The sequence below is a fragment of the Pseudomonas sp. URIL14HWK12:I6 genome (assembly GCF_000514195.1).
Classification (GTDB): Bacteria; Pseudomonadota; Gammaproteobacteria; order Pseudomonadales; family Pseudomonadaceae; genus Aquipseudomonas; species Aquipseudomonas putida_A.
In genome coordinates this window covers 197,329-217,034 of sequence record NZ_AZVL01000009.1, presented here as the reverse complement: position 1 = coordinate 217,034, position 19,706 = coordinate 197,329, and the positions used below count along the sequence as shown (strand labels likewise).

Sequence of the window (19,706 nt, the reverse complement as noted above, 5' to 3'; positions counted from 1 at the left end):
TGGATAAAGACAGACCAAGGCGCAAATTCGACAGATGCCGTGCGCCTGTCGCTTTCAGACCAGTCGTTTGCGCGCTGCCCTGGACGAACGCCCCAGAAACCAGCCCAATACAGGACCAATCATCATGCCGATCAGCAATGCCAACACAGCAACAACCGACACGGGCAACTGCGGGCCCGAAAAGCCCATAAACAAAAGCGAAACCGACTGCTGGTTCTCGAGAACAAACGCCAGAATCACCAACACCAGCAGCAGAATAAAAACACCAAGAAGTATGCGCTTGAGGTTACGCATGAGTAACTCCTTGAAAAGTAGCGACTGTCAAACCCCCTCCTCCTCTTCCTCATTCACCCGGTCACGCAGCTCCTTGCCCGGCTTGAAATGCGGAACGAATTTGCCGTCGAGACTAACCGACTGACCAGTCTTTGGATTGCGACCGACGCGCGGCGCACGATAGTGCAGGGAGAAGCTGCCAAACCCACGGATCTCGATGCGATCACCGGTGGCCAGACATTGGGACATTTGTTCAAGCATGGTCTTGATGGCCAGCTCCACATCCTTGGATGAGAGTAGCCCTTGATGGGTGACAATTCGTTCGATCAACTCCGACTTCGTCATATTTTTCCCTTCTTTTTCAAGCAGCTAGATCAGCGCTTGAAAGGTTTTAGCACGCCCGGAAGATTTTGAACAGCCCAGGGATTGACATATCTTCCTTGGCGCCGAAACGCCTGTTTTCAGTGCACAAAAGCACAAGCCGAAGCAGCAAACACTCATCGACACATGACCAGCATGGTTCGAGTGACGTAGCCTGCGGGATTGAAGCCAAACGGATATTCATCTTCATCCTTGGCCTGATCAGATCGGGTGATTACCCTGTAACCCGCGCCCTTGCACTCCTTCGCTGCGCGCTTTTGGCATTTCTCCCACCCCGAACCCAGACCAGAGCAGTCGATCTCGATACCGCTGACGCCACGCACAGCATGCGTTTTGGCACTTGTGGTGCAGCCCGCCAATACCAACACCGCAATCAAGACAATAAATCTGTTCATCCACTTCCTTATGCCAGGCAACGCCCGACTACTGCACGACTAATACCCAGCTTAGTCGCGAATAGGCGATTGATCCGATTAAAGAAACAGACAACCCGTTGAAGTGATTGGTTTCACCGTAGCCTCGATACACGCAAACCGCGGCGCGCACCGCCACCAAATCGCAGGCACAAAAAAGGGCGACCGAAGTCGCCCTTTTTCATGATCAAGCAGAACTTAGTTCTGTTTGGCCATTGCTTGACGCAGCAGTGCCGCCATAGTGGTGTCAGCTGCTTCACCTTCCGGAGCTGCTTTCAGGCTCTGGATGGCTTCTTTCTCTTCAGCATCGTCTTTCGACTTGATCGAGAGCTGGATTACGCGGCTCTTGCGGTCAACGCTGATGATCTTGGCTTCAACTTCCTGGCCTTCTTTCAGAACGTTGCGCGCGTCTTCAACGCGGTCACGGCTGATTTCAGAGGCTTTCAGGGTTGCTTCGATGTCGTCGGCCAGAACGATGATGGCGCCTTTGGCGTCAACTTCTTTCACGGTACCGGTCACGATAGCGCCCTTGTCGTTAACCGAGACGTACTCGGAGAACGGATCGCTTTCCAGTTGCTTGATGCCCAGAGAGATGCGCTCGCGCTCTGGGTCAACCGACAGGATGACGGTGTCCAGCTCGTCGCCCTTCTTGAAACGACGTACGGCTTCTTCGCCCACTTCGTTCCAGGAGATGTCGGACAGGTGAACCAGACCGTCGATGCCGCCGTCCAGACCAATGAAGATACCGAAATCGGTGATCGACTTGATGGTGCCGGAGATCTTGTCGCCCTTGTTGAACTGGCCAGAGAAGTCTTCCCACGGGTTCGACTTGCACTGCTTGATGCCCAGGGAGATACGACGACGCTCTTCGTCGATGTCCAGAACCATGACTTCCACTTCGTCGCCGACTTGTACGACTTTCGAAGGGTGGATGTTCTTGTTGGTCCAGTCCATTTCCGAAACGTGTACCAGACCTTCAACGCCTTCTTCCAACTCAGCGAAGCAGCCGTAGTCGGTCAGGTTGGTTACACGAGCGGTAACGCGAGTGCCTTCTGGGTAACGGGCTTTGATAGCAACCCATGGATCTTCGCCCAGTTGCTTCAGGCCCAGGGAAACACGGTTGCGTTCGCGATCGTATTTCAGAACCTTGACGTCGATTTCGTCACCAACGTTGACGATTTCGGAAGGATGCTTGATACGCTTCCACGCCATGTCGGTGATGTGCAGCAGGCCGTCCACGCCACCCAGATCGACGAATGCGCCGTAATCGGTGAGGTTTTTGACGATACCTTTGACTTGCTGGCCTTCCTGCAGGGATTCCAGCAGAGCTTCACGCTCGGCGGAGTTCTCGGCTTCCAGGACGCTGCGACGGGAAACGACAACGTTGTTGCGCTTCTGGTCCAGCTTGATGACCTTGAATTCCAGCTCTTTGCCTTCCAGGTGCGTGGTGTCGCGCACTGGACGGACGTCAACCAGGGAACCTGGCAGGAACGCACGGATGCCGTTAACGTCGACAGTGAAGCCGCCTTTAACCTTACCGTTGATAACGCCCTTGACCACTTCCTCAGCTGCGAAGGCTGCTTCCAGAACGATCCAGCATTCAGCGCGCTTGGCTTTTTCACGGGACAGCTTGGTTTCACCGAAACCGTCTTCAACCGAGTCCAGAGCAACGTGAACTTCGTCACCGACATTGATAGTCAGGTCGCCAGCGTCGTTGTAGAACTGTTCCAGCGGGATGAGTGCTTCAGACTTCAGGCCAGCGTGAACGGTTACCCAGCGAGCCTGGTAATCGATATCAACGATAACACCGGTGATGATGGAGCCTGCCTGAAGGTTCAGGGTCTTTAGGCTTTCTTCAAAGAGTTCCGCAAAGCTTTCGCTCATTTTAATTCCTGTAGATGAGGGCGAAGAATACGCCCATCTCCACACCCCAGACGGTGTGGGTTAGTTTCATTTAAAAGAAGCGCTGCAGGACTATGACTGGTCCCCTGCGGCCTTCTTGGTCACCCGGCGATATCGCGAATGGCGATCTCGCTCATGATGCGTTCAAGCACCTGATCGATGGACAACTCCGTGGAATCCAGCTGTATCGCATCAGCCGCCGGTTTGAGCGGGGCTACTGCGCGCTGGGTATCACGCTCGTCGCGTGCACGGATCTCATCTAGCAGACTCGACAGACTAACACCCTCGACTTTGCCCTTCAACTGCAAATATCGGCGGCGCGCCCGTTCCTCGGCACTGGCAGTGAGGAAAATCTTCAGCGGCGCATCCGGAAAAACCACCGTTCCCATGTCGCGACCGTCGGCCACCAGGCCCGGCGCTTCCTGGAAAGCACGCTGGCGCTGCAGCAGCGCCTCGCGTACCGCCGGCAATGCGGCCACCTGAGAAGCACCGGAACCGACGCTTTCGGTACGGATGACATCGCTGACTTCATCACCTTCCAGAATGATGCGCTGCAGTTGACCGTCGGTCGCCGCGATGAACTGCACATCCAGATGAGCGGCCAGTTTCTTCAGCAGCTCTTCATTGGTCAGGTCGACACCATGGTTATGCGCAGCGAACGCCAGCAGGCGATACAGCGCACCGGAGTCCAGCAGATTCCAGCCCAGACGCTTGGCCAGGATCCCGGCGACCGTGCCCTTGCCCGAACCGCTTGGCCCATCGATGGTGATGACCGGTGCAATGTTTTTCACGACTGAGCCTCTTGAGCCACGCGAATGCCGACCTGCGCGCACAGCGCGAGGAAGTTCGGGAACGACGTCGCGACGTTGGCGCAATCATGAATGCGGATCGGTGCAGTGGCGCGCAGCGAAGCGACGCTGAAAGCCATGGCGATACGGTGATCACCGTGACCATGCACTTCGCCGCCACCGATCTGGCCGCCATCAATGATGATGCCGTCCGGAGTCGGCTGGCACTTGACGCCCAGCGCCAGCAAGCCGTCCGCCATGACTTGAATGCGATCCGATTCCTTGACGCGCAGCTCTTCGGCACCGGTCAGCACGGTACGACCTTCGGCACACGCCGCCGCCACGAACAGCACCGGGAATTCGTCAATGGCCAGTGGCACCAGCGCTTCCGGAATCTCGATACCCTTTAGTTTAGCAGCGCGCACACGCAGGTCAGCCACTGGTTCGCCGCCAACTTCACGCTGGTTTTCCAGAGTGATGTCCGCGCCCATCAGACGCAGAATGTCGATGACGCCGGTACGGGTCGGGTTGATGCCAACGTGCTCCAGCACCAGCTCGGAACCTTCGGCGATCGACGCGGCCACCAGGAAGAACGCCGACGACGAGATGTCGCCCGGCACTTCGATATGGGTCGCAGTCAGCTTGCCGCCGGACTCGACCGACGCGGTGGCGCCATCGACGCTCACCGGGTAGCCGAAACCACGCAGCATGCGTTCGGTATGGTCACGGGTCGGCGCCGGCTCGGTCACGGTGGTCTTGCCTTCGGCGTACAGACCCGCCAGCAGCAGGCAGGACTTCACCTGCGCACTGGCCATCGGCATGGTGTAGGTCAGACCCTTGAGTTTGTGCCCGCCACGAATGGTCATCGGCGGACGACCTTCGGCAGCGGTTTCGATCACGGCGCCCATTTCACGCAGCGGATTGGCCACGCGATTCATCGGACGCTTGGACAGCGACGCATCGCCGGTCAGGGTGCTGTCGAAGCTCTGCGCGGCCAACAGGCCGGACAACAGACGCATCGAGGTGCCGGAGTTGCCCAGATAGATCGGACCCGGCGCAGGCTTCAGACCGTGCAGGCCGACGCCGTGAATGGTCACGCGACCGTGGTGCGGGCCTTCGATGACCACGCCCATGTCACGAAATGCCTGCAAGGTCGCCAGGGCATCTTCGCCCTCGAGGAAACCTTCAACCTCGGTCACGCCTTCGGCCAGCGAGCCGAGCATGATCGAGCGGTGGGAAATCGATTTGTCACCTGGTACGCGAATCCGACCGGACAGGCGGCCACCAGGTTGAGCCAGGAAAATCAGATCGTTGGAATTCATAGCGTCCACATAGGCCCTGCGGGCCAGGATTTTACTGAAATGCTCGCGGGCAACCCGGGCGCGCGTGAAGACGCCCAACAATTGGTGCCCATCCCCTGCATCGACCGCGTCGCGCAAGGCGTCGAGGTCGCTGCGAAATGTATCGAGTGTGCGCAGGACAGCCTCGCGGTTGGCGAGGAAGATGTCGTGCCACATCACCGGGTCGCTTCCGGCGATTCTTGTGAAATCGCGGAAACCGCCAGCAGCGTAACGGAAGATCTCAAGGTTTTCATTGCGTTTGGCCAACGAGTCGACCAGACCGAAGGCCAGCAGGTGCGGCAGATGACTGGTCGCGGCCAACACTTCATCGTGGCGCTCGACCTGCATGTGCTCGACGTCGGCACCCAGTTCGCGCCACAAGCGATCAACCACCGCCAGTGCGGCCGGGTCGGTCTGCTCGAGCGGCGTCAGAATCACCTTGTGCCGACGGAACAGCTCAGAGTTGGAGGCTTCCACCCCGCTCTGCTCGGAGCCGGCAATCGGATGGCCCGGCACGAAGCGCGCTGGCATACCGCCAAACGCCTCGGTCGCCGCGCGCACCACATTGCCCTTGGCGCTGCCGACATCGGTCAGAATCGCCTGCCCCAGATCAACGCTCGCCAGACGAGCCAGGACTTTCTCCATGGCCAGAATCGGCACCGCCAGCTGAATCACGTCGGCGCCCTGACACGCAGCGATCAGATCATCTTCACAACGATCCACCACACCCAACTCGACCGCCAGCTTGCGCGATTGCGGGTCGAGATCGACCCCGACCACCTCGCGGCAGAGACCGCTTTCACGCAAGCCTTTGGCAAACGAACCACCGATCAAGCCCAGACCGACCACTACAAGGCGACCGATCATAGGTGCAGCAGATTGCAGAGCAGTGACATCACCCACGAGCCAGAACCTTACGCAGCGCTTCGAGGAAGCGGCTGTTTTCCGCCGGCAGACCGATGGTCACCCGCAGGTGGTTCGGCATGCCGTAATTGGCCACCGGACGCACAATCACGCCTTCACGCAGCAGCCCCTGGAAAATCGGCGCGGCTACCTGACCGAGATCGACGCAGATGAAGTTGCCTTTGGACTCGATCCAACTCAGACCCAACTCACGGAACCCCGCCTGCAACTGCTGCATGCCGGATTCGTTGAGCTGACGGCTTTGCGCCAGATACTCTTCGTCTTTCAGCGCCGCACAGGCCGCGGCCAAGGCCAGGCTGTTGACGTTGAACGGCTGGCGCACGCGGTTCAGCACGTCCGCTACTACCGCAGTGGACAGGCCATAACCGACGCGCAGCGCTGCAAGGCCATAGGCCTTGGAGAACGTGCGCGATACCAGCAGATTCGGGTACGCCGCGAGGAAGTCCAGACCGTCCGGCAGATCACTGCCTTCGGCGTATTCGATGTACGCCTCGTCCAGCACCACCAGGACGTGCTCCGGCACGTCCTGCAGGAACTCGTCCAGCGCTTCGGCGCCGAACCAGGTACCGGTCGGGTTGTTCGGATTGGCGATGAATACCACGCGGGTATTGGCGTCGATGGCCGCGAGCATCGCAGGCAAGTCGTGCCCCCAATCCTTGGCCGGAATCACTTTGGCCTGCGCACCGACAGCCTGGGTGGCGATCGGGTAGACAGCGAACGCGTGCTCACTGAACACGGCGTTCAGGCCCGGCGCCAGATAGGCGCGCGCCACCAGCTCGAGAATGTCGTTGGAGCCGTTGCCCAGGGTCACCTGGTTCAGCTCGACGCGGCACCGCTCGGCCAACAGCGATTTCAGCGCAAAGCCGTTACCGTCCGGATAACGGGTCAGCTCGGCCAGTTCTTCGCGGATCGCCGCCAAGGCTTTCGGACTGGCGCCCAGCGGATTTTCGTTGCTTGCCAGTTTGACGATTTTCGCCGGATCCAGATCCAGCTCGCGCGCCAGTTCGTCCACAGGCTTGCCCGGAACGTACGGCGAAAGTTGTTGCACGCCCGGCTGTGCCAGAGCGAGGAAGTTGCCACTCATTTGCTACCACCCCTTAGAGAACTGCTTTCGGGTAGGAACCCAGCACTTTGAGTGCTACTGCTTCCTGACTGATCTTTTCCAGCACACCTTTGATCAGCGGATCACGGTGGTGGCCGACGAAGTCGATGAAGAACACGTAGGTCCATTTGCCGCTGCGCGACGGACGGGTTTCGATCCGGGTCAGGTCGATCCCGTTGTCATGGAACGGCACCAGCAGCTCGTGAAGCGCGCCAGGCTTGTTGCTCATCGAGACAATGATCGAAGTCTTGTCGTCGCCGGTCGGCGGCACTTCCTGGTTACCGATCATCAGGAAGCGCGTCGAGTTGTCCGGACGGTCTTCGATCTTCTCGGCCAGACGCGTCAGGCCGTACAAGCCTGCGGCCATGTCACCGGCAATCGCCGCCGAATTCCACTCACCCTTGACCCGCTTCGCCGCTTCAGCGTTGCTCGACACCGCCACGCGCTCGACATTCGGGTAATGCGCGTCCAGCCACTTGCGGCACTGGGCCAGCGACTGGGCGTGGGAGTAGATGCGGCTGATGCTGTCGGTCTTGGTGTTTTCACCGACCAACAGGTGATGGTGAATGCGCAGCTCGACTTCGCCACAGATCACCATGTCGTGCTCGAGGAAGCTGTCGAGGGTGTGGTTGACCGCGCCTTCGGTGGAGTTCTCCACCGGTACCACGCCGAAGTTCACCGCACCCGCCGCCACTTCACGGAACACTTCGTCGATTGCCGCCATCGGCTTGCTGATCACCGCGTGACCGAAGTGCTTCATGGCCGCCGCCTGGGTGAAGGTGCCTTCAGGGCCGAGGTAAGCCACTTTCAATGGCTGCTCGAGCGCCAGGCACGAAGACATGATTTCGCGGAACAACCGCGCCATTTCTTCGTTGCCCAGCGGCCCCTGATTGCGCTCCATCACCCGCTTGAGCACCTGAGCTTCACGCTCGGGACGATAGAACACCGGCACTTCGCCTTCGGCCAGCGAGGCCATCTTTACTCGCGCAACTTCCTGGGCGCAGCGGGCGCGTTCGCTGATCAGCTCGAGGACTTTGCTGTCCAGAGCGTCGATGCGAACGCGCAGTGCCTTGAGTTCTTGCTCGGACATCAGCCGTGTTCCTTCTCGAATTCAGCCATGTACGCCACCAGCGCGTTGACGGCGTTGATGTCGACGGCGTTGTAGATGGAGGCGCGCATGCCGCCCACGGAGCGGTGGCCCTTGAGGTTGAGCAGGCCGCGTTCGTCAGCACCGGCGAGGAACGGCTTGTCCAGGCGATCGTCAGCCAGACGGAATGGCACGTTCATCCACGAGCGGTCCGACTTGTTGATCGGGTTGCTGTAGAGGCCGCTGGCATCGATGAAGTCATACAGCGTGCGCTGCTTGACGTCATTCAGTTTGGCGATCGCTTCAACGCCGCCCTGCTCTTTCAGCCACTGGAACACCAGGCCGGACAGGTACCAGGCCAGGGTCGGCGGGGTGTTGTACATCGAGCCGTTATCGGCCGCGACCTTGTAGTTGAGCATGGTCGGGCACAGCGAACGCGCCTTGCCCAGCAGGTCTTCGCGGATGATGTTGACGACGATGCCGCTCGGACCGATGTTCTTCTGTGCGCCGGCGTAGATCATGCCGAAACGCGAGATGTCGACCGGACGCGAGAGGATGTCCGAAGACATGTCGGCCACCAGCGGCACATCACCGGTTTCCGGGATCCACTGGAATTCCAGACCACCGATGGTTTCGTTCGGCGCGTAGTGAACGTAAGCGGCGTCTTTCGACAGATTCCACTCGTTCTGGCCCGGAATGGCGAAATAGTCGTAAGGCTTGGCGGTGGCGGCAACGTTGACATGGCCGTAGCGCGAGGCTTCTTCGATGGCTTTCTGCGACCAGATACCGGTGTCGATATAGTCGGCGCTGCCGCCTTCAGGCAACAGGTTCAGCGGAATCTGCGCAAACTGCTGGCTGGCGCCGCCTTGCAGAAACAGCACTTTATAGTTCGACGGGATATTCAGCAGGTCACGCAGGTCCTGCTCGGCCTGGGTGGCAATGGACACGAACTCATCGCTGCGATGGCTCATTTCCATGACCGACAGACCCTTGCCATGCCAATCAAGGAGTTCACCCTGGGCACGTTGCAGGACAGCTTCAGGAAGCGCCGCAGGACCGGCACAGAAGTTATAGGCTCGCTTGCTCACATCCAATCTCGCTCTGATTTGGTGGTATCACGCAATAAATCACACTACCGATCAACACAGCCCTGTGGGAGCGAGCCTGCTCGCGAATGCATCACCGCGGTGGGTCAGAGGTACCGCAGCGCCTGCATTCGCGAGCAGGCTCGCTCCCACAGGGGATCTCCATGATGTCGAAATTTCATACCGGACAAATAACAAGGGGGCGAATTTTCATCCGCCCCCTCGCTTGTCCGCTTATTCCTGCGGCTCTTCGTCAGCTGCGGCGTCGAGTTGCTGGTCCTCGGCAACGTCGTCGATCACGACATCCCCCTCGAACCCGGCACCCTCTTCACCTTCAAGCTCATCGCCTTCGACTTCCGACGGCTCCTGAACCCGCTCCAGACCAACCAGGGTTTCATCCTTGGCCAGTTTGATCAGGGTCACGCCCTGGGTGTTACGGCCCAGGCTCGACACTTCGTCGACACGGGTACGTACCAACGTGCCCTGATCGGAGATCAGCATGATTTCTTCGCCGTCGAGCACCTGAACCGCACCGACCAGACGGCCGTTACGCTCGTTGCTGACCATGGCGATCACGCCTTGGCCGCCACGCTTGTACTCAGGGAACTCGGTGATCGCGGTACGCTTGCCATAACCACGCTCGGAAGCGGTGAGGATCTGGCTACCTTCTTCCGGGATCAGCATCGAAATCAGCTTCTGCCCTTCCGGCAGACGCATGCCGCGTACACCGCGGGCGGTACGGCCCATGGCACGCACGTCAGACTCTTTGAAGCGCGTGACTTTGCCGCCGTCGGAGAACAGCATCACTTCGCGCTCGCCATCGGTGATGGCCGCAGAGATCAGCACGTCGCCTTCGTCCAGCTCCAGCGCGATCAGACCGACGCTGCGCTGACGGCTGAAGGATTCCAGCGGGGTCTTCTTGACGGTGCCGTTGGCGGTCGCCATGAAGATGTAGTGACCTTCGGTGTATTCCTCGACCGGCAGCATGGTGGTGATGTATTCACCGTCATCCAGCGGCAGCAGGTTGACCAGCGGACGACCACGGGCGGCGCGGGATGCTTCCGGAATTTCGTAAGTCTTCAGCCAGTACACCTTGCCCTTGCTGGAGAACAGCAGGAGGGTGGTGTGACTGTTGGCCACCAGCAGGTGAGCGATGTAATCCTCATCCTTGACGCCGGTCGCCGATTTGCCTTTGCCGCCACGACGCTGTGCCTGGTACGCAGCCAGTGGCTGGGTCTTGGCGTAGCCACCGTGGGAGATGGTCACGACGCGCTCTTCTTCCGGGATCATATCGCCCAGGGTCAGGTCGAGACGCGCATCGAGAATCTCGGTGCGACGCACGTCGCCGTATTCGGCGCGGATCACTTCCAGCTCTTCGCGGATCACTTCCATCAGGCGCACGGCGCTGTTGAGGATGCGGATCAGCTCGCCGATCTGGTTGAGGATCTCTTGATACTCGGCCAGCAGCTTCTCGTGCTCCAGACCGGTCAGACGGTGCAGACGCAGTTCGAGAATGGCTTGCGCCTGCTCTGGCGACAGGAAGTACTTGCCTTCACGCAGACCGTATTGCGGATCGAGGTTCTCCGGACGGCACGAATCGGCGCCGGCACGTTCAACCATCGCGACTACGGCGCTGGACTCCCAAGGGGTGCTGACCAGCGCTTCCTTGGCTTCCGACGGGGTCGGCGACGCCTTGATCAGGGCGATCACCGGGTCGATGTTCGACAGGGCAACGGCCTGACCCTCGAGGATGTGACCACGCTCGCGGGCCTTGCGCAGTTCGAACACGGTACGGCGGGTAACCACTTCGCGACGGTGACGGACGAAGGCTTCCAGCAGATCCTTGAGGTTCAGAATCCGCGGGCGGCCGTCGATCAGCGCGACGATGTTGATGCCGAATACCGATTGCAGCTGGGTCTGGGCGTAGAGGTTGTTGAGGATCACCTCAGGCACTTCGCCGCGACGCAGCTCGATCACGACGCGCATACCGTCCTTGTCGGACTCGTCGCGCAGCTCGGTGATGCCTTCAAGCTTCTTCTCTTTGACCAGCTCGGCGATCTTCTCGATCAGACGCGCCTTGTTCAGCTGATACGGGAGTTCGGTGATGACGATCTGCTGACGGCCGCCGACCTTGTCGATGTCTTCGATGATCGAACGGGCACGCATGTAAATGCGGCCGCGACCGGTACGGTAGGCTTCGATGATGCCGGCACGACCGTTGATGATCGCGGCCGTCGGGAAGTCCGGACCGGGGATGTATTGCATCAGCTCATCGACGGTCAGCTCGGGGTTGTCGATGAGGGCCAGGCAACCGTCGATGACTTCACCGAGGTTGTGCGGCGGAATGTTGGTTGCCATGCCCACGGCGATACCGCTGGAACCGTTGACCAGCAGGTTGGGGATGCGCGTCGGCATCACCGCCGGGATCATTTCGGTGCCGTCGTAGTTCGGCACCCAGTCCACGGTTTCTTTATGCAGGTCAGCCAGCAGCTCGTGCGCCAGCTTGGTCATGCGCACTTCGGTGTATCGCATGGCCGCGGCGTTGTCGCCGTCCACCGAACCGAAGTTGCCCTGACCGTCAACCAACAGGTAGCGCAGGGAGAAAGGCTGAGCCATGCGGACGATGGTGTCGTACACCGCGGTATCACCGTGCGGGTGATACTTACCGATCACGTCACCGACAACACGGGCAGATTTCTTGTACGGCTTGTTGAAGTCGTTGCCCAGCTCGCTCATCGCGAACAGTACGCGACGGTGCACGGGCTTGAGGCCATCGCGCGCATCCGGCAGTGCACGGCCGACGATTACGCTCATCGCGTAGTCGAGGTAGGACTGTTTCAGCTCGTCTTCGATATTGACCGGGAGGATTTCTTTGGCCAGTTCGCCCATGAGAAGCCTGATTCCTTTTTCTGGTGAAACTTCGTCATATCCATATGGGATGTACGAAGCTCGTCGGGGCAGGCTGAGTGCCATGCGCCGACTTACGACAAATCAACAAATCGAACCGTGGATTTGCGCAGTAAAGACAGCTCCGTGAAGCTGCCTCGGAAAACGCCGGATGTTATCACAAGAGCCGCCACGCACCTATCCCCCAGATGCGCATGGAGCATAGTTAGTTGACCGATGACAGGCGTAAAGGGGACGAGAGAGGCTCAGAGCTTCTTTGAATGCAGTTTTGAGGTCAGGTTTTGCGATGTTTATTGACTTTTAGGGCCCCTTCGCTGGCAAGCCAGCTCCCACAGGGTCAGCGGCGAGCACAGAACCTGTGGGAGCTGGCTTGCCAGCGATGGGGCCCTTGCAGACGCCAAAGCCAATCAATGCAGGCGCTTGCGGCACATCAACTGGGCCATTTTCGCCGTATCCGGCCGCTCGACGATGCCCTTTTCAGTGACGATCGCATCGATCAGATCCGCCGGCGTCACGTCAAACACCGGGTTGAACGCCTCGACGTCCGCCCCCACCCGCTTGCCACCGACCTCCAGCAGCTCGGCGCCGTCACGCTCCTCGATCGGGATGTCGTCGCCACTGGCCAGGTGCATGTCGATGGTCGAACTCGGCGCCACCACCATGAAACGCACGCCGTGGTGCATGGCATTGACCGCCAGTTGATAGGTGCCGATCTTGTTCGCCACGTCGCCATTGGCAGTGATGCGGTCAGCGCCGACGATCACCCAGGTCACGCCTTTGGTTTTCATGATGTGCGCAGCCGCCGAATCGGCATTCAGCGTCACCGGGATACCTTCGTTCGCCAGCTCCCACGCGGTCAGGCGTGAGCCCTGCAGCCATGGCCGGGTTTCATCGGCATACACCCGCTCGACCATGCCTTCCAGATACGCCGCACGAATCACCCCCAGCGCGGTACCGAAACCGCCGGTGGCCAGAGCACCGGTGTTGCAGTGAGTCAGAATTGCCTGGGCATTGCCCTGATGTTTGCGGATCAGATCGACGCCGAGCTGGGCCATGGTCAGGTTGGCTTCGCGATCGCTTTCATGAATGGCAATGGCTTCGGCTTCCAGCGCCACCAGCGGATCGGCATTGTCCTTCAGACGATCGAGCCGATCGTGCATGCGATTCAACGCCCAGAACAGGTTGACCGCCGTCGGGCGGGAATCCGCCAGCAGGGCGAAATCCTCTTCCAGCGCCGCGTACCAGTCGCCACCTTCGGCCACTCGGGCGCGGGCCGCCAGCACAATGCCATAGGCCGCGCTGATACCGATGGCCGGTGCGCCACGCACCACCATCGAACGAATCGCCTCAGCCACACCGGCAGCGCTGGTGTAGGCAATCCACGTTTCCTCGAACGGCAAAATACGCTGATCCAGCAGGTTGAGCGCGCCATCTCGCCAATCGATGGCCTTTACTTTCTCCGCAGCCAACAGTCGATCGCGCATCCCTCACCCCGCACTCATGAACAAAAGCCGCCGATTATAGCGATCCCCCCGCGAAGACGCTCGGGTATACTTCGCCATCCTTTACAAAAGCACTGGAACCGACCCTCGATGCCGAAACCTGCCATTGCGCTCGACTTATTATTGCTGCCGACCTGGCTGGTACCCGTCGAACCCGCAGGCGTTGTGCTCAAGGAGCATGGCCTGGGCATTCGCGACGGTCGCATCGTGTTTATCGGCCCGCGCGCCGAAGCATTGAAGTGTAACGCCACTGAAGTCCGCGAATTGCCGGACGTGCTGCTCAGCCCGGGCCTGATCAACGCTCACGGGCATGCGGCGATGACCCTGTTCCGCGGTCTGGCCGACGATCTGCCGCTGATGACCTGGCTGGAAAACCACATCTGGCCGGCCGAAGCCAAATGGGTCGATGAAGAGTTCGTCCGTGATGGCACTGACTTGGCGATTGCCGAGCAGATCAAGGGCGGCATCAGCTGTTTCTCGGACATGTATTTCTTCCCGAAGGTCGCCAGTGAGCGCGTGCACAACAGCGGCATTCGCGCGCAGATCGCGATTCCGATCCTCGATTTCCCGATCCCCGGCGCCAGCAGCGCCGATGAGGCCATTCGTCAGGGCGTCGAGCTGTTCGGCGATCTGAAGCATCACGAACGGATCAAGATCACCTTCGGCCCACATGCACCCTACACCGTGGGCGACGAGAACCTGGAAAAAATCCGCGTGATCGCCGAAGAGCTGGACGCGTCGATCCACATGCACGTCCACGAAACCGCTTTCGAAGTGCAGCAATCGCTGGAGCATCGCGGCGAGCGGCCACTGGCCCGCCTCGGTCGTCTCGGCCTGCTGGGCCCGCGCTTCCAGGCGGTGCACATGACCCAGATCAGCGATGACGATCTGGCATTGCTGGTAGAAAGCAACACCAGCGTGATCCACTGCCCGGAATCGAACCTGAAGCTGGCCAGCGGGTTCTGCCCGGTGGAGCGCCTGTGGCAGGCTGGCGTGAACGTCGCCGTCGGCACCGATGGCGCGGCGAGCAACAACGACCTCGACCTGCTCGGCGAAACCCGCACCGCCGCGCTGCTGGCCAAAGCCGTCGCCGGCTCGGCCACCGCGCTGGACGCCCATCGTGCGCTGCGCATGGCCACGCTCAACGGCGCACGGGCCTTGGGCATCGAGGCGCAGGTCGGTTCGCTGGAGATCGGCAAGGCTGCGGACATCGTCGCTTTCGACCTGTCCGGCCTGGCTCAGCAACCGGTCTACGACCCGGTGTCGCAGCTTATTTATGCCACCGGCCGCGACTGCGTGAAACACCTGTGGGTCGCCGGTAAACAGTTACTCGACGACCGGCGCCTGACCCGTCTGGACGAACAACAGCTGGGCGCCACCGCCCGGGCCTGGGGCCAGCGCATCAGCGGCCACACCGAATCGTAAACACCGCGGAGCAGACTCCGCGGCTACAGCCCTTTTCAAGTTTCTCGAGGAATAGATATGAGCAACGTCGACCACGCCGAAATCGCCAAATTCGAAGCCCTGGCCCATCGCTGGTGGGACCGTGAAAGCGAGTTCAAACCGCTGCACGACATCAACCCGCTGCGCGTCAACTGGATTGACGAGCGAGTCAATCTGGCCGGCAAGAAAGTTCTCGACGTCGGTTGCGGCGGCGGCATCCTCAGCGAAGCCATGGCCCAGCGCGGCGCCACTGTCACGGGCATCGACATGGGCGAAGCGCCACTGGCGGTAGCGCAATTGCATCAGTTGGAGTCCGGCGTCAGCGTCGAATACCGGCAGATCACCGCCGAAGCCCTGGCTGAAGAAATGCCCGAGCAGTTCGACGTCGTAACCTGCCTGGAAATGCTGGAGCACGTACCGGACCCGTCGTCGGTGATCCGCGCCTGCTACCGCATGGTCAAGCCCGGCGGCCAGGTGTTCTTTTCGACCATCAACCGCAACCCGAAGGCGTACCTGTTCGCCATCATCGGCGCCGAATACATCATGAAGCTGCTGCCGCGCGGCACCCACGACTTCAAGAAATTCATCCGCCCGTCCGAGCTGGGCGCCTGGAGCCGCATCGCCGGCCTGACCGTCAAGGACATCATCGGCCTGACCTACAACCCGCTGACCAAGCACTACAAGCTGGCCAGCGACGTTGACGTCAACTACATGATCCAGACCCTGCGCGAGGAGTAAGCCGATGGCCATCAGAGCAGTCCTTTTCGACATGGACGGCACCCTGCTCGACACCGCGCCGGACTTCATCGCCATCTGTCAGGCGATGCGCGCGGATCGCGGCTTGCCGCCGATGAACGACAAGCACATCCGCGACGAAATCTCCGGCGGCGCCAAAGCGATGGTCGCGGTGACGTTCTCGATGGATCCGGAATCGCCGGGCTTCGAGGAGCTGCGTCAGGAATTCCTCGAGCGTTATCTGGCCGGTTGCGCGGTACACAGCAAGCTGTTCGATGGCATGGGCGAGCTGCTGGCCGACATCGAGCGGGCCAACCTGATCTGGGGCGTGGTCACCAACAAACCGGTACGGTTCGCCGAGCCGATCATGCAACAGCTGGGGCTGGCCGAGCGCTCGGCGCTGTTGATCTGCCCGGATCACGTGAAAAACAGCAAGCCGGATCCGGAGCCGCTGATCCTCGCGTGCAAGATGCTTGATCTGGATCCGTCGACGGTTTTGTTTGTGGGCGATGATCTGCGCGATATCGAATCCGGGCGCGATGCCGGCACCAAGACCTGCGCCGTGACCTACGGCTATATCCACCCGGACGACAACCCGCGGCACTGGGGCGCGGATGTGGTGGTGGATCATCCGCTGGAGTTGCGCAAGGTGCTCGACAGCGCGCTGTGCAGCTGCTGAAAACGGCCTTTGTGGCGAGGGGATTTATCCCCGACGGGTTGCGAAGCAGCCCCCGCAATCTTTCAGGTCGATTCGATATGCAGGTTTACGACTGCTTCGCAGCCGGTCGGGGATAAATCCCCTCACCACAAGGAAGCAGGTCTTCATGAATGGATTGTGAGGTTCTTATGTTCGATTACACCGCCCGTCCCGAATTGCTCAAGGATCGGGTCATTCTGGTCACCGGTGCCGGTCGTGGCATCGGTGCGGCTGCCGCGAAAACCTACGCCGCCCACGGCGCCACCGTGCTACTGCTGGGCAAGACCGAAGCCAATCTGACTCAGGTCTACGACGAGATCGAAGCCGCGGGGCATCCACAACCGGCAGTGATCCCGTTCAACCTCGAGACCGCCCTGCCCCATCAATACGATGAGCTGGCGGCGATGATCGAGAGCGAGTTCGGCCACCTCGACGGCTTGCTGCACAACGCCTCGATCATCGGCCCGCGCACGCCGATCGAGCAGCTGTCGGGCGAAAACTTCATGCGTGTCATGCAAGTCAACGTCAATGCCATGTTCATGCTGACCAGCACCCTGCTGCCGCTGCTCAAGCTGTCGCAGGATGCCTCGGTGGTGTTCACCTCCAGCAGCGTCGGGCGCAAGGGCCGGGCCTACTGGGGCGCTTACGGAGTATCGAAGTTCGCCACCGAAGGCTTGATGCAAACCCTGGCCGATGAAGTCGATGGCGTGGCACCCGTGCGCTCCAACAGCATCAACCCGGGCGGCACGCGTACCAGCATGCGTGCACAGGCCTATCCGGGAGAAAACCCGCTGAACAATCCGACCCCGGAAGAGATCATGCCGGTTTACCTGTACCTGATGGGTCCTGACAGCGCAGGCATCAACGGCCAGGCATTCAACGCGCAATAACTGCCATACGTCGCTTTTGTTGCCGTGGCGGATTACCGTCGCGGCACGCAATTGCCGCTTCCCACCGTCACACTTCAGTCAAATATCCGCCACCCGCCCTCAAAGCAAAAAGCCATCCTGTTGATTCCTAAAGGTTTTAATAAACCTGAACCGAATGGCACGACTTTCGCTCTAATTTTCCTCAAAGCATGCCGTGTGAAGGCACTGGGGCAAGGCCGATTTCGATAGCTGACTAATCGTCATCAGGCAGACTAAACTTACGCCAAATGTCCTACGGGACTGATGGATCAGTATGACGCGCAGCCCATAGCCGCTCTCACCCAGCCTGTAAGACAGACTTACTGCTTAGGGGCTCACGCCATATGAAATCACCCTCCCAGACCAATGCAATTGACTTTGACAGTGCCAAATTGCAACGCCTGGGCTTTGGTCAGCTGCCTCCGCTTCTGGAACGCCCGGCCAGCTTGGCGCAATTGCGTCAGCAAATGAGCCTGCAACTGCAAACCAGTCTTGAGCCGCAACGAATCCTCGGTCTGTTTTTCCGCGAAGTTCAGCGCCTTGTGCCGCTGGATGCCTTGAGCTACGTGCATTCGGGCAGCGACCTGCGCCTGGAGTTCGGTGCCCGCGGTCACCATTCGGTCAGCTACAGCCTCAGCCACGAAGGCGAGCACCTGGGTGAACTGGTCTTCCGCCGCAACCAGCGCTTCAGCGAGCAGGATCAGGGCAACCTCGAATCGCTGCTGTCGTCGCTGCTGTTTCCGATGCGCAACGCCCTGCTCTACCGCGCGGCAACACAAAGTGCGCTGCGCGACCCGTTGACCGGAACCGGCAACCGGATCGCCATGGAGCAGACCCTGCAACGCGAGATCGACATGTCCCGTCGGCACCTGCAACCGTTGTCGGTGCTGATGCTCGACATCGACCACTTCAAACGGGTCAACGACAGCCACGGCCACAGCGCCGGGGATGACGTACTCAAAGCGGTGGCAGCGTCGATCAAGGGCCAACTGCGTAACGTCGACATGGTGTTTCGCTATGGCGGGGAAGAATTTCTGATCTTGCTGTGCAACACCGGCCGGGAAGCGGCGGCGATGGTCGGCGAGCGTCTGCGCCACGCCGCGCAGACTGCAGAATATTTCGCGGACGGCAAACTGATCGACCTGACCGTGAGCCTTGGCTGCTCGACTCTGTTGCCGGGAGAGTCAGCTGACAGCCTGCTGCGCCGGGCCGACAGTGCGCTGTATGTGGCCAAGCGCGAGGGGCGCAATCGGTTGGCGATGGCGGGCTGAGTTCTTCCAGATACCCAAAAACCACTGTGGGAGCGGGCTTGCTCGCGAAAGCGGTGTGCCAGTCAAACAATTGCTGACTGACACACCGCTTTCGCGAGCAAGCCCGCTCCCACATTTGCTTTGGCGTTTTGCCGAAAATCAGCTCTCTACGAGTGCCCGGCGTTCACGCCCGTGCAACGCCCGCTCGGCAGTCTCCAGTTGCATGCAGCGCTCCAGAAACAGGTACATGTAGTCGTAGCTCTTGCACACCGCCTGACGCAGTTCGGTCTGCAGAGCCTTGCTCGGGTTCATGCCCGCCAGCGTACAGATGATTTCCAGCGCTTCCCATGGGTGAGCGTCGTCGTACTGGGCATGCATCTTCAGCCACTTCATTGCACGCTTGCGCTCTTCTTCCGGGAACGCTGCCGCGTACACGCCAGTGGAGCAGACCAGCGCCGACCACTCCCCGGTCGCGCCCTCGATGGCGTAGTTGGTCGCAGCGATGGCGACGATCAGCGAATCCGCCGAACTCGTATGCCAGCACCAGTGACTCAGCGCATGCAGTTCCGGCGGTACTTGCTGGGCCTGCAGATCCTCCAGGCTGACGCCATGCGCGCGACTCCAGTTCAGCCAGTAGTCGGCATGATTGAGTTCGACGCGGATGTTGCGCATCAGCCAGCGGCGCGCCATGTCCTCCCCAGGATGGCGGGCAAACTTGGTTTTGGTCAGGTTCTGCGCCATATACAACGCAAACTGTTCAACTACTGGCCAGCCCCCGATCAAATACTGGCGCATGGTTTTGGCGCTGAGCTTGTTATCGCGCATGCGCAGGTACAGTTCATGTTCGACAACCCGGCGCTTGCTCTCGCTGCAATCTGCAATGAGCTGTTGTGCCCAGGCAGGATAACTTGCAGCTTCCATGAGTGGTCCGGTTCGGTTGAATGTGTCGATCACTGTTCGGCTCCTTTT

The 19,706-nt window shown here is 60.1% G+C and carries 17 protein-coding genes; 5 read left to right on the top strand and 12 right to left on the bottom strand.

The annotated features are described in order from the left end of the window. Positions 1-54: 54 nt before the first annotated feature. The 11 genes from H043_RS0114295 to mtnA form a co-directional block, all read right to left on the bottom strand. Positions 55-294 (bottom strand): LapA family protein, encoded by a 240-nt coding sequence (locus H043_RS0114295; RefSeq protein ID WP_027612424.1) that lies wholly within the window; start codon positions 292-294, stop codon positions 55-57. A gap of 27 nt (positions 295-321) precedes the next feature. Next, positions 322-618, bottom strand: coding sequence for an integration host factor subunit beta (ihfB, locus tag H043_RS0114290; protein ID WP_003189779.1), 297 nt, complete (start codon positions 616-618; stop codon positions 322-324). A gap of 152 nt (positions 619-770) precedes the next feature. Then, on the bottom strand, positions 771-1,049 hold the full coding sequence (locus H043_RS0114285) for a hypothetical protein (RefSeq protein ID WP_027612423.1): 279 nt from the start codon (positions 1,047-1,049) through the stop codon (positions 771-773). Positions 1,050-1,265: 216 nt separating this feature from the next. Beyond that, the gene (gene rpsA, locus H043_RS0114280; RefSeq protein WP_027612422.1) at positions 1,266-2,951 is read right to left on the bottom strand and encodes a 30S ribosomal protein S1; all 1,686 of its coding nucleotides are present in this window, start codon (positions 2,949-2,951) and stop codon (positions 1,266-1,268) included. A gap of 119 nt (positions 2,952-3,070) precedes the next feature. Continuing rightward, a complete protein-coding gene (gene cmk / locus H043_RS0114275) occupies positions 3,071-3,760 on the bottom strand; it encodes a (d)CMP kinase (RefSeq protein ID WP_015093983.1) in 690 nt (229 codons plus the stop codon). Then, positions 3,757-5,964: a bifunctional prephenate dehydrogenase/3-phosphoshikimate 1-carboxyvinyltransferase gene (locus H043_RS0114270; protein ID WP_027612421.1), complete on the bottom strand. Its 2,208-nt coding sequence runs from the start codon at positions 5,962-5,964 to the stop codon at positions 3,757-3,759. The genes cmk and H043_RS0114270 overlap by 4 nt, the downstream gene beginning before the upstream one ends. A gap of 28 nt (positions 5,965-5,992) precedes the next feature. After that, the gene (gene hisC, locus H043_RS0114265) at positions 5,993-7,105 is read right to left on the bottom strand and encodes a histidinol-phosphate transaminase (RefSeq protein WP_027612420.1); all 1,113 of its coding nucleotides are present in this window, start codon (positions 7,103-7,105) and stop codon (positions 5,993-5,995) included. A 13-nt stretch (positions 7,106-7,118) separates the two neighbouring features. Further along, entirely contained in the window at positions 7,119-8,213 is a 1,095-nt protein-coding gene (pheA, locus tag H043_RS0114260) for a prephenate dehydratase (RefSeq protein ID WP_003226907.1), read from the bottom strand. Continuing rightward, positions 8,213-9,298 (bottom strand): 3-phosphoserine/phosphohydroxythreonine transaminase, encoded by a 1,086-nt coding sequence (serC, locus tag H043_RS0114255; protein ID WP_027612419.1) that lies wholly within the window; start codon positions 9,296-9,298, stop codon positions 8,213-8,215. Before serC ends, pheA begins: the two co-directional genes overlap by 1 nt. Positions 9,299-9,529: 231 nt before the next feature. Beyond that, positions 9,530-12,184, bottom strand: a complete 2,655-nt coding sequence (gene gyrA, locus H043_RS0114250; protein WP_027612418.1) for a DNA gyrase subunit A — start codon at positions 12,182-12,184, stop codon at positions 9,530-9,532. A 425-nt stretch (positions 12,185-12,609) separates the two neighbouring features. Beyond that, on the bottom strand, positions 12,610-13,686 hold the full coding sequence (gene mtnA, locus H043_RS0114245; RefSeq protein WP_027612417.1) for an S-methyl-5-thioribose-1-phosphate isomerase: 1,077 nt from the start codon (positions 13,684-13,686) through the stop codon (positions 12,610-12,612). A gap of 108 nt (positions 13,687-13,794) precedes the next feature. Here mtnA and H043_RS0114240 point away from each other — a divergent pair, with 108 nt between their 5' ends. From H043_RS0114240 to H043_RS0114220, 5 genes are all read left to right on the top strand, one after another. Further along, complete coding sequence (locus H043_RS0114240; protein WP_027612416.1) at positions 13,795-15,129, top strand: TRZ/ATZ family hydrolase; 1,335 nt, start codon at positions 13,795-13,797, stop codon at positions 15,127-15,129. 57 nt (positions 15,130-15,186) lie between these two features. Continuing rightward, positions 15,187-15,885 (top strand): bifunctional 2-polyprenyl-6-hydroxyphenol methylase/3-demethylubiquinol 3-O-methyltransferase UbiG, encoded by a 699-nt coding sequence (ubiG, locus tag H043_RS0114235; RefSeq protein WP_027612415.1) that lies wholly within the window; start codon positions 15,187-15,189, stop codon positions 15,883-15,885. Between the two features lie 4 nt (positions 15,886-15,889). Next, positions 15,890-16,561: an N-acetylmuramic acid 6-phosphate phosphatase MupP gene (gene mupP, locus H043_RS0114230; RefSeq protein WP_003226921.1), complete on the top strand. Its 672-nt coding sequence runs from the start codon at positions 15,890-15,892 to the stop codon at positions 16,559-16,561. A gap of 167 nt (positions 16,562-16,728) precedes the next feature. Continuing rightward, complete coding sequence (locus H043_RS0114225) at positions 16,729-17,469, top strand: YciK family oxidoreductase (protein ID WP_027612414.1); 741 nt, start codon at positions 16,729-16,731, stop codon at positions 17,467-17,469. Positions 17,470-17,831: 362 nt separating this feature from the next. Continuing rightward, positions 17,832-18,758 carry a GGDEF domain-containing protein gene (locus H043_RS0114220; protein WP_027612413.1) on the top strand — a complete coding sequence of 309 codons (927 nt, stop codon included), beginning with the start codon at positions 17,832-17,834 and terminating at the stop codon, positions 18,756-18,758. 138 nt (positions 18,759-18,896) lie between these two features. Here the strand turns inward: H043_RS0114220 and H043_RS0114215 are convergent, their stop codons facing one another. Beyond that, complete coding sequence (locus H043_RS0114215; protein ID WP_027612412.1) at positions 18,897-19,691, bottom strand: TenA family transcriptional regulator; 795 nt, start codon at positions 19,689-19,691, stop codon at positions 18,897-18,899. Positions 19,692-19,706: the final 15 nt, after the last annotated feature.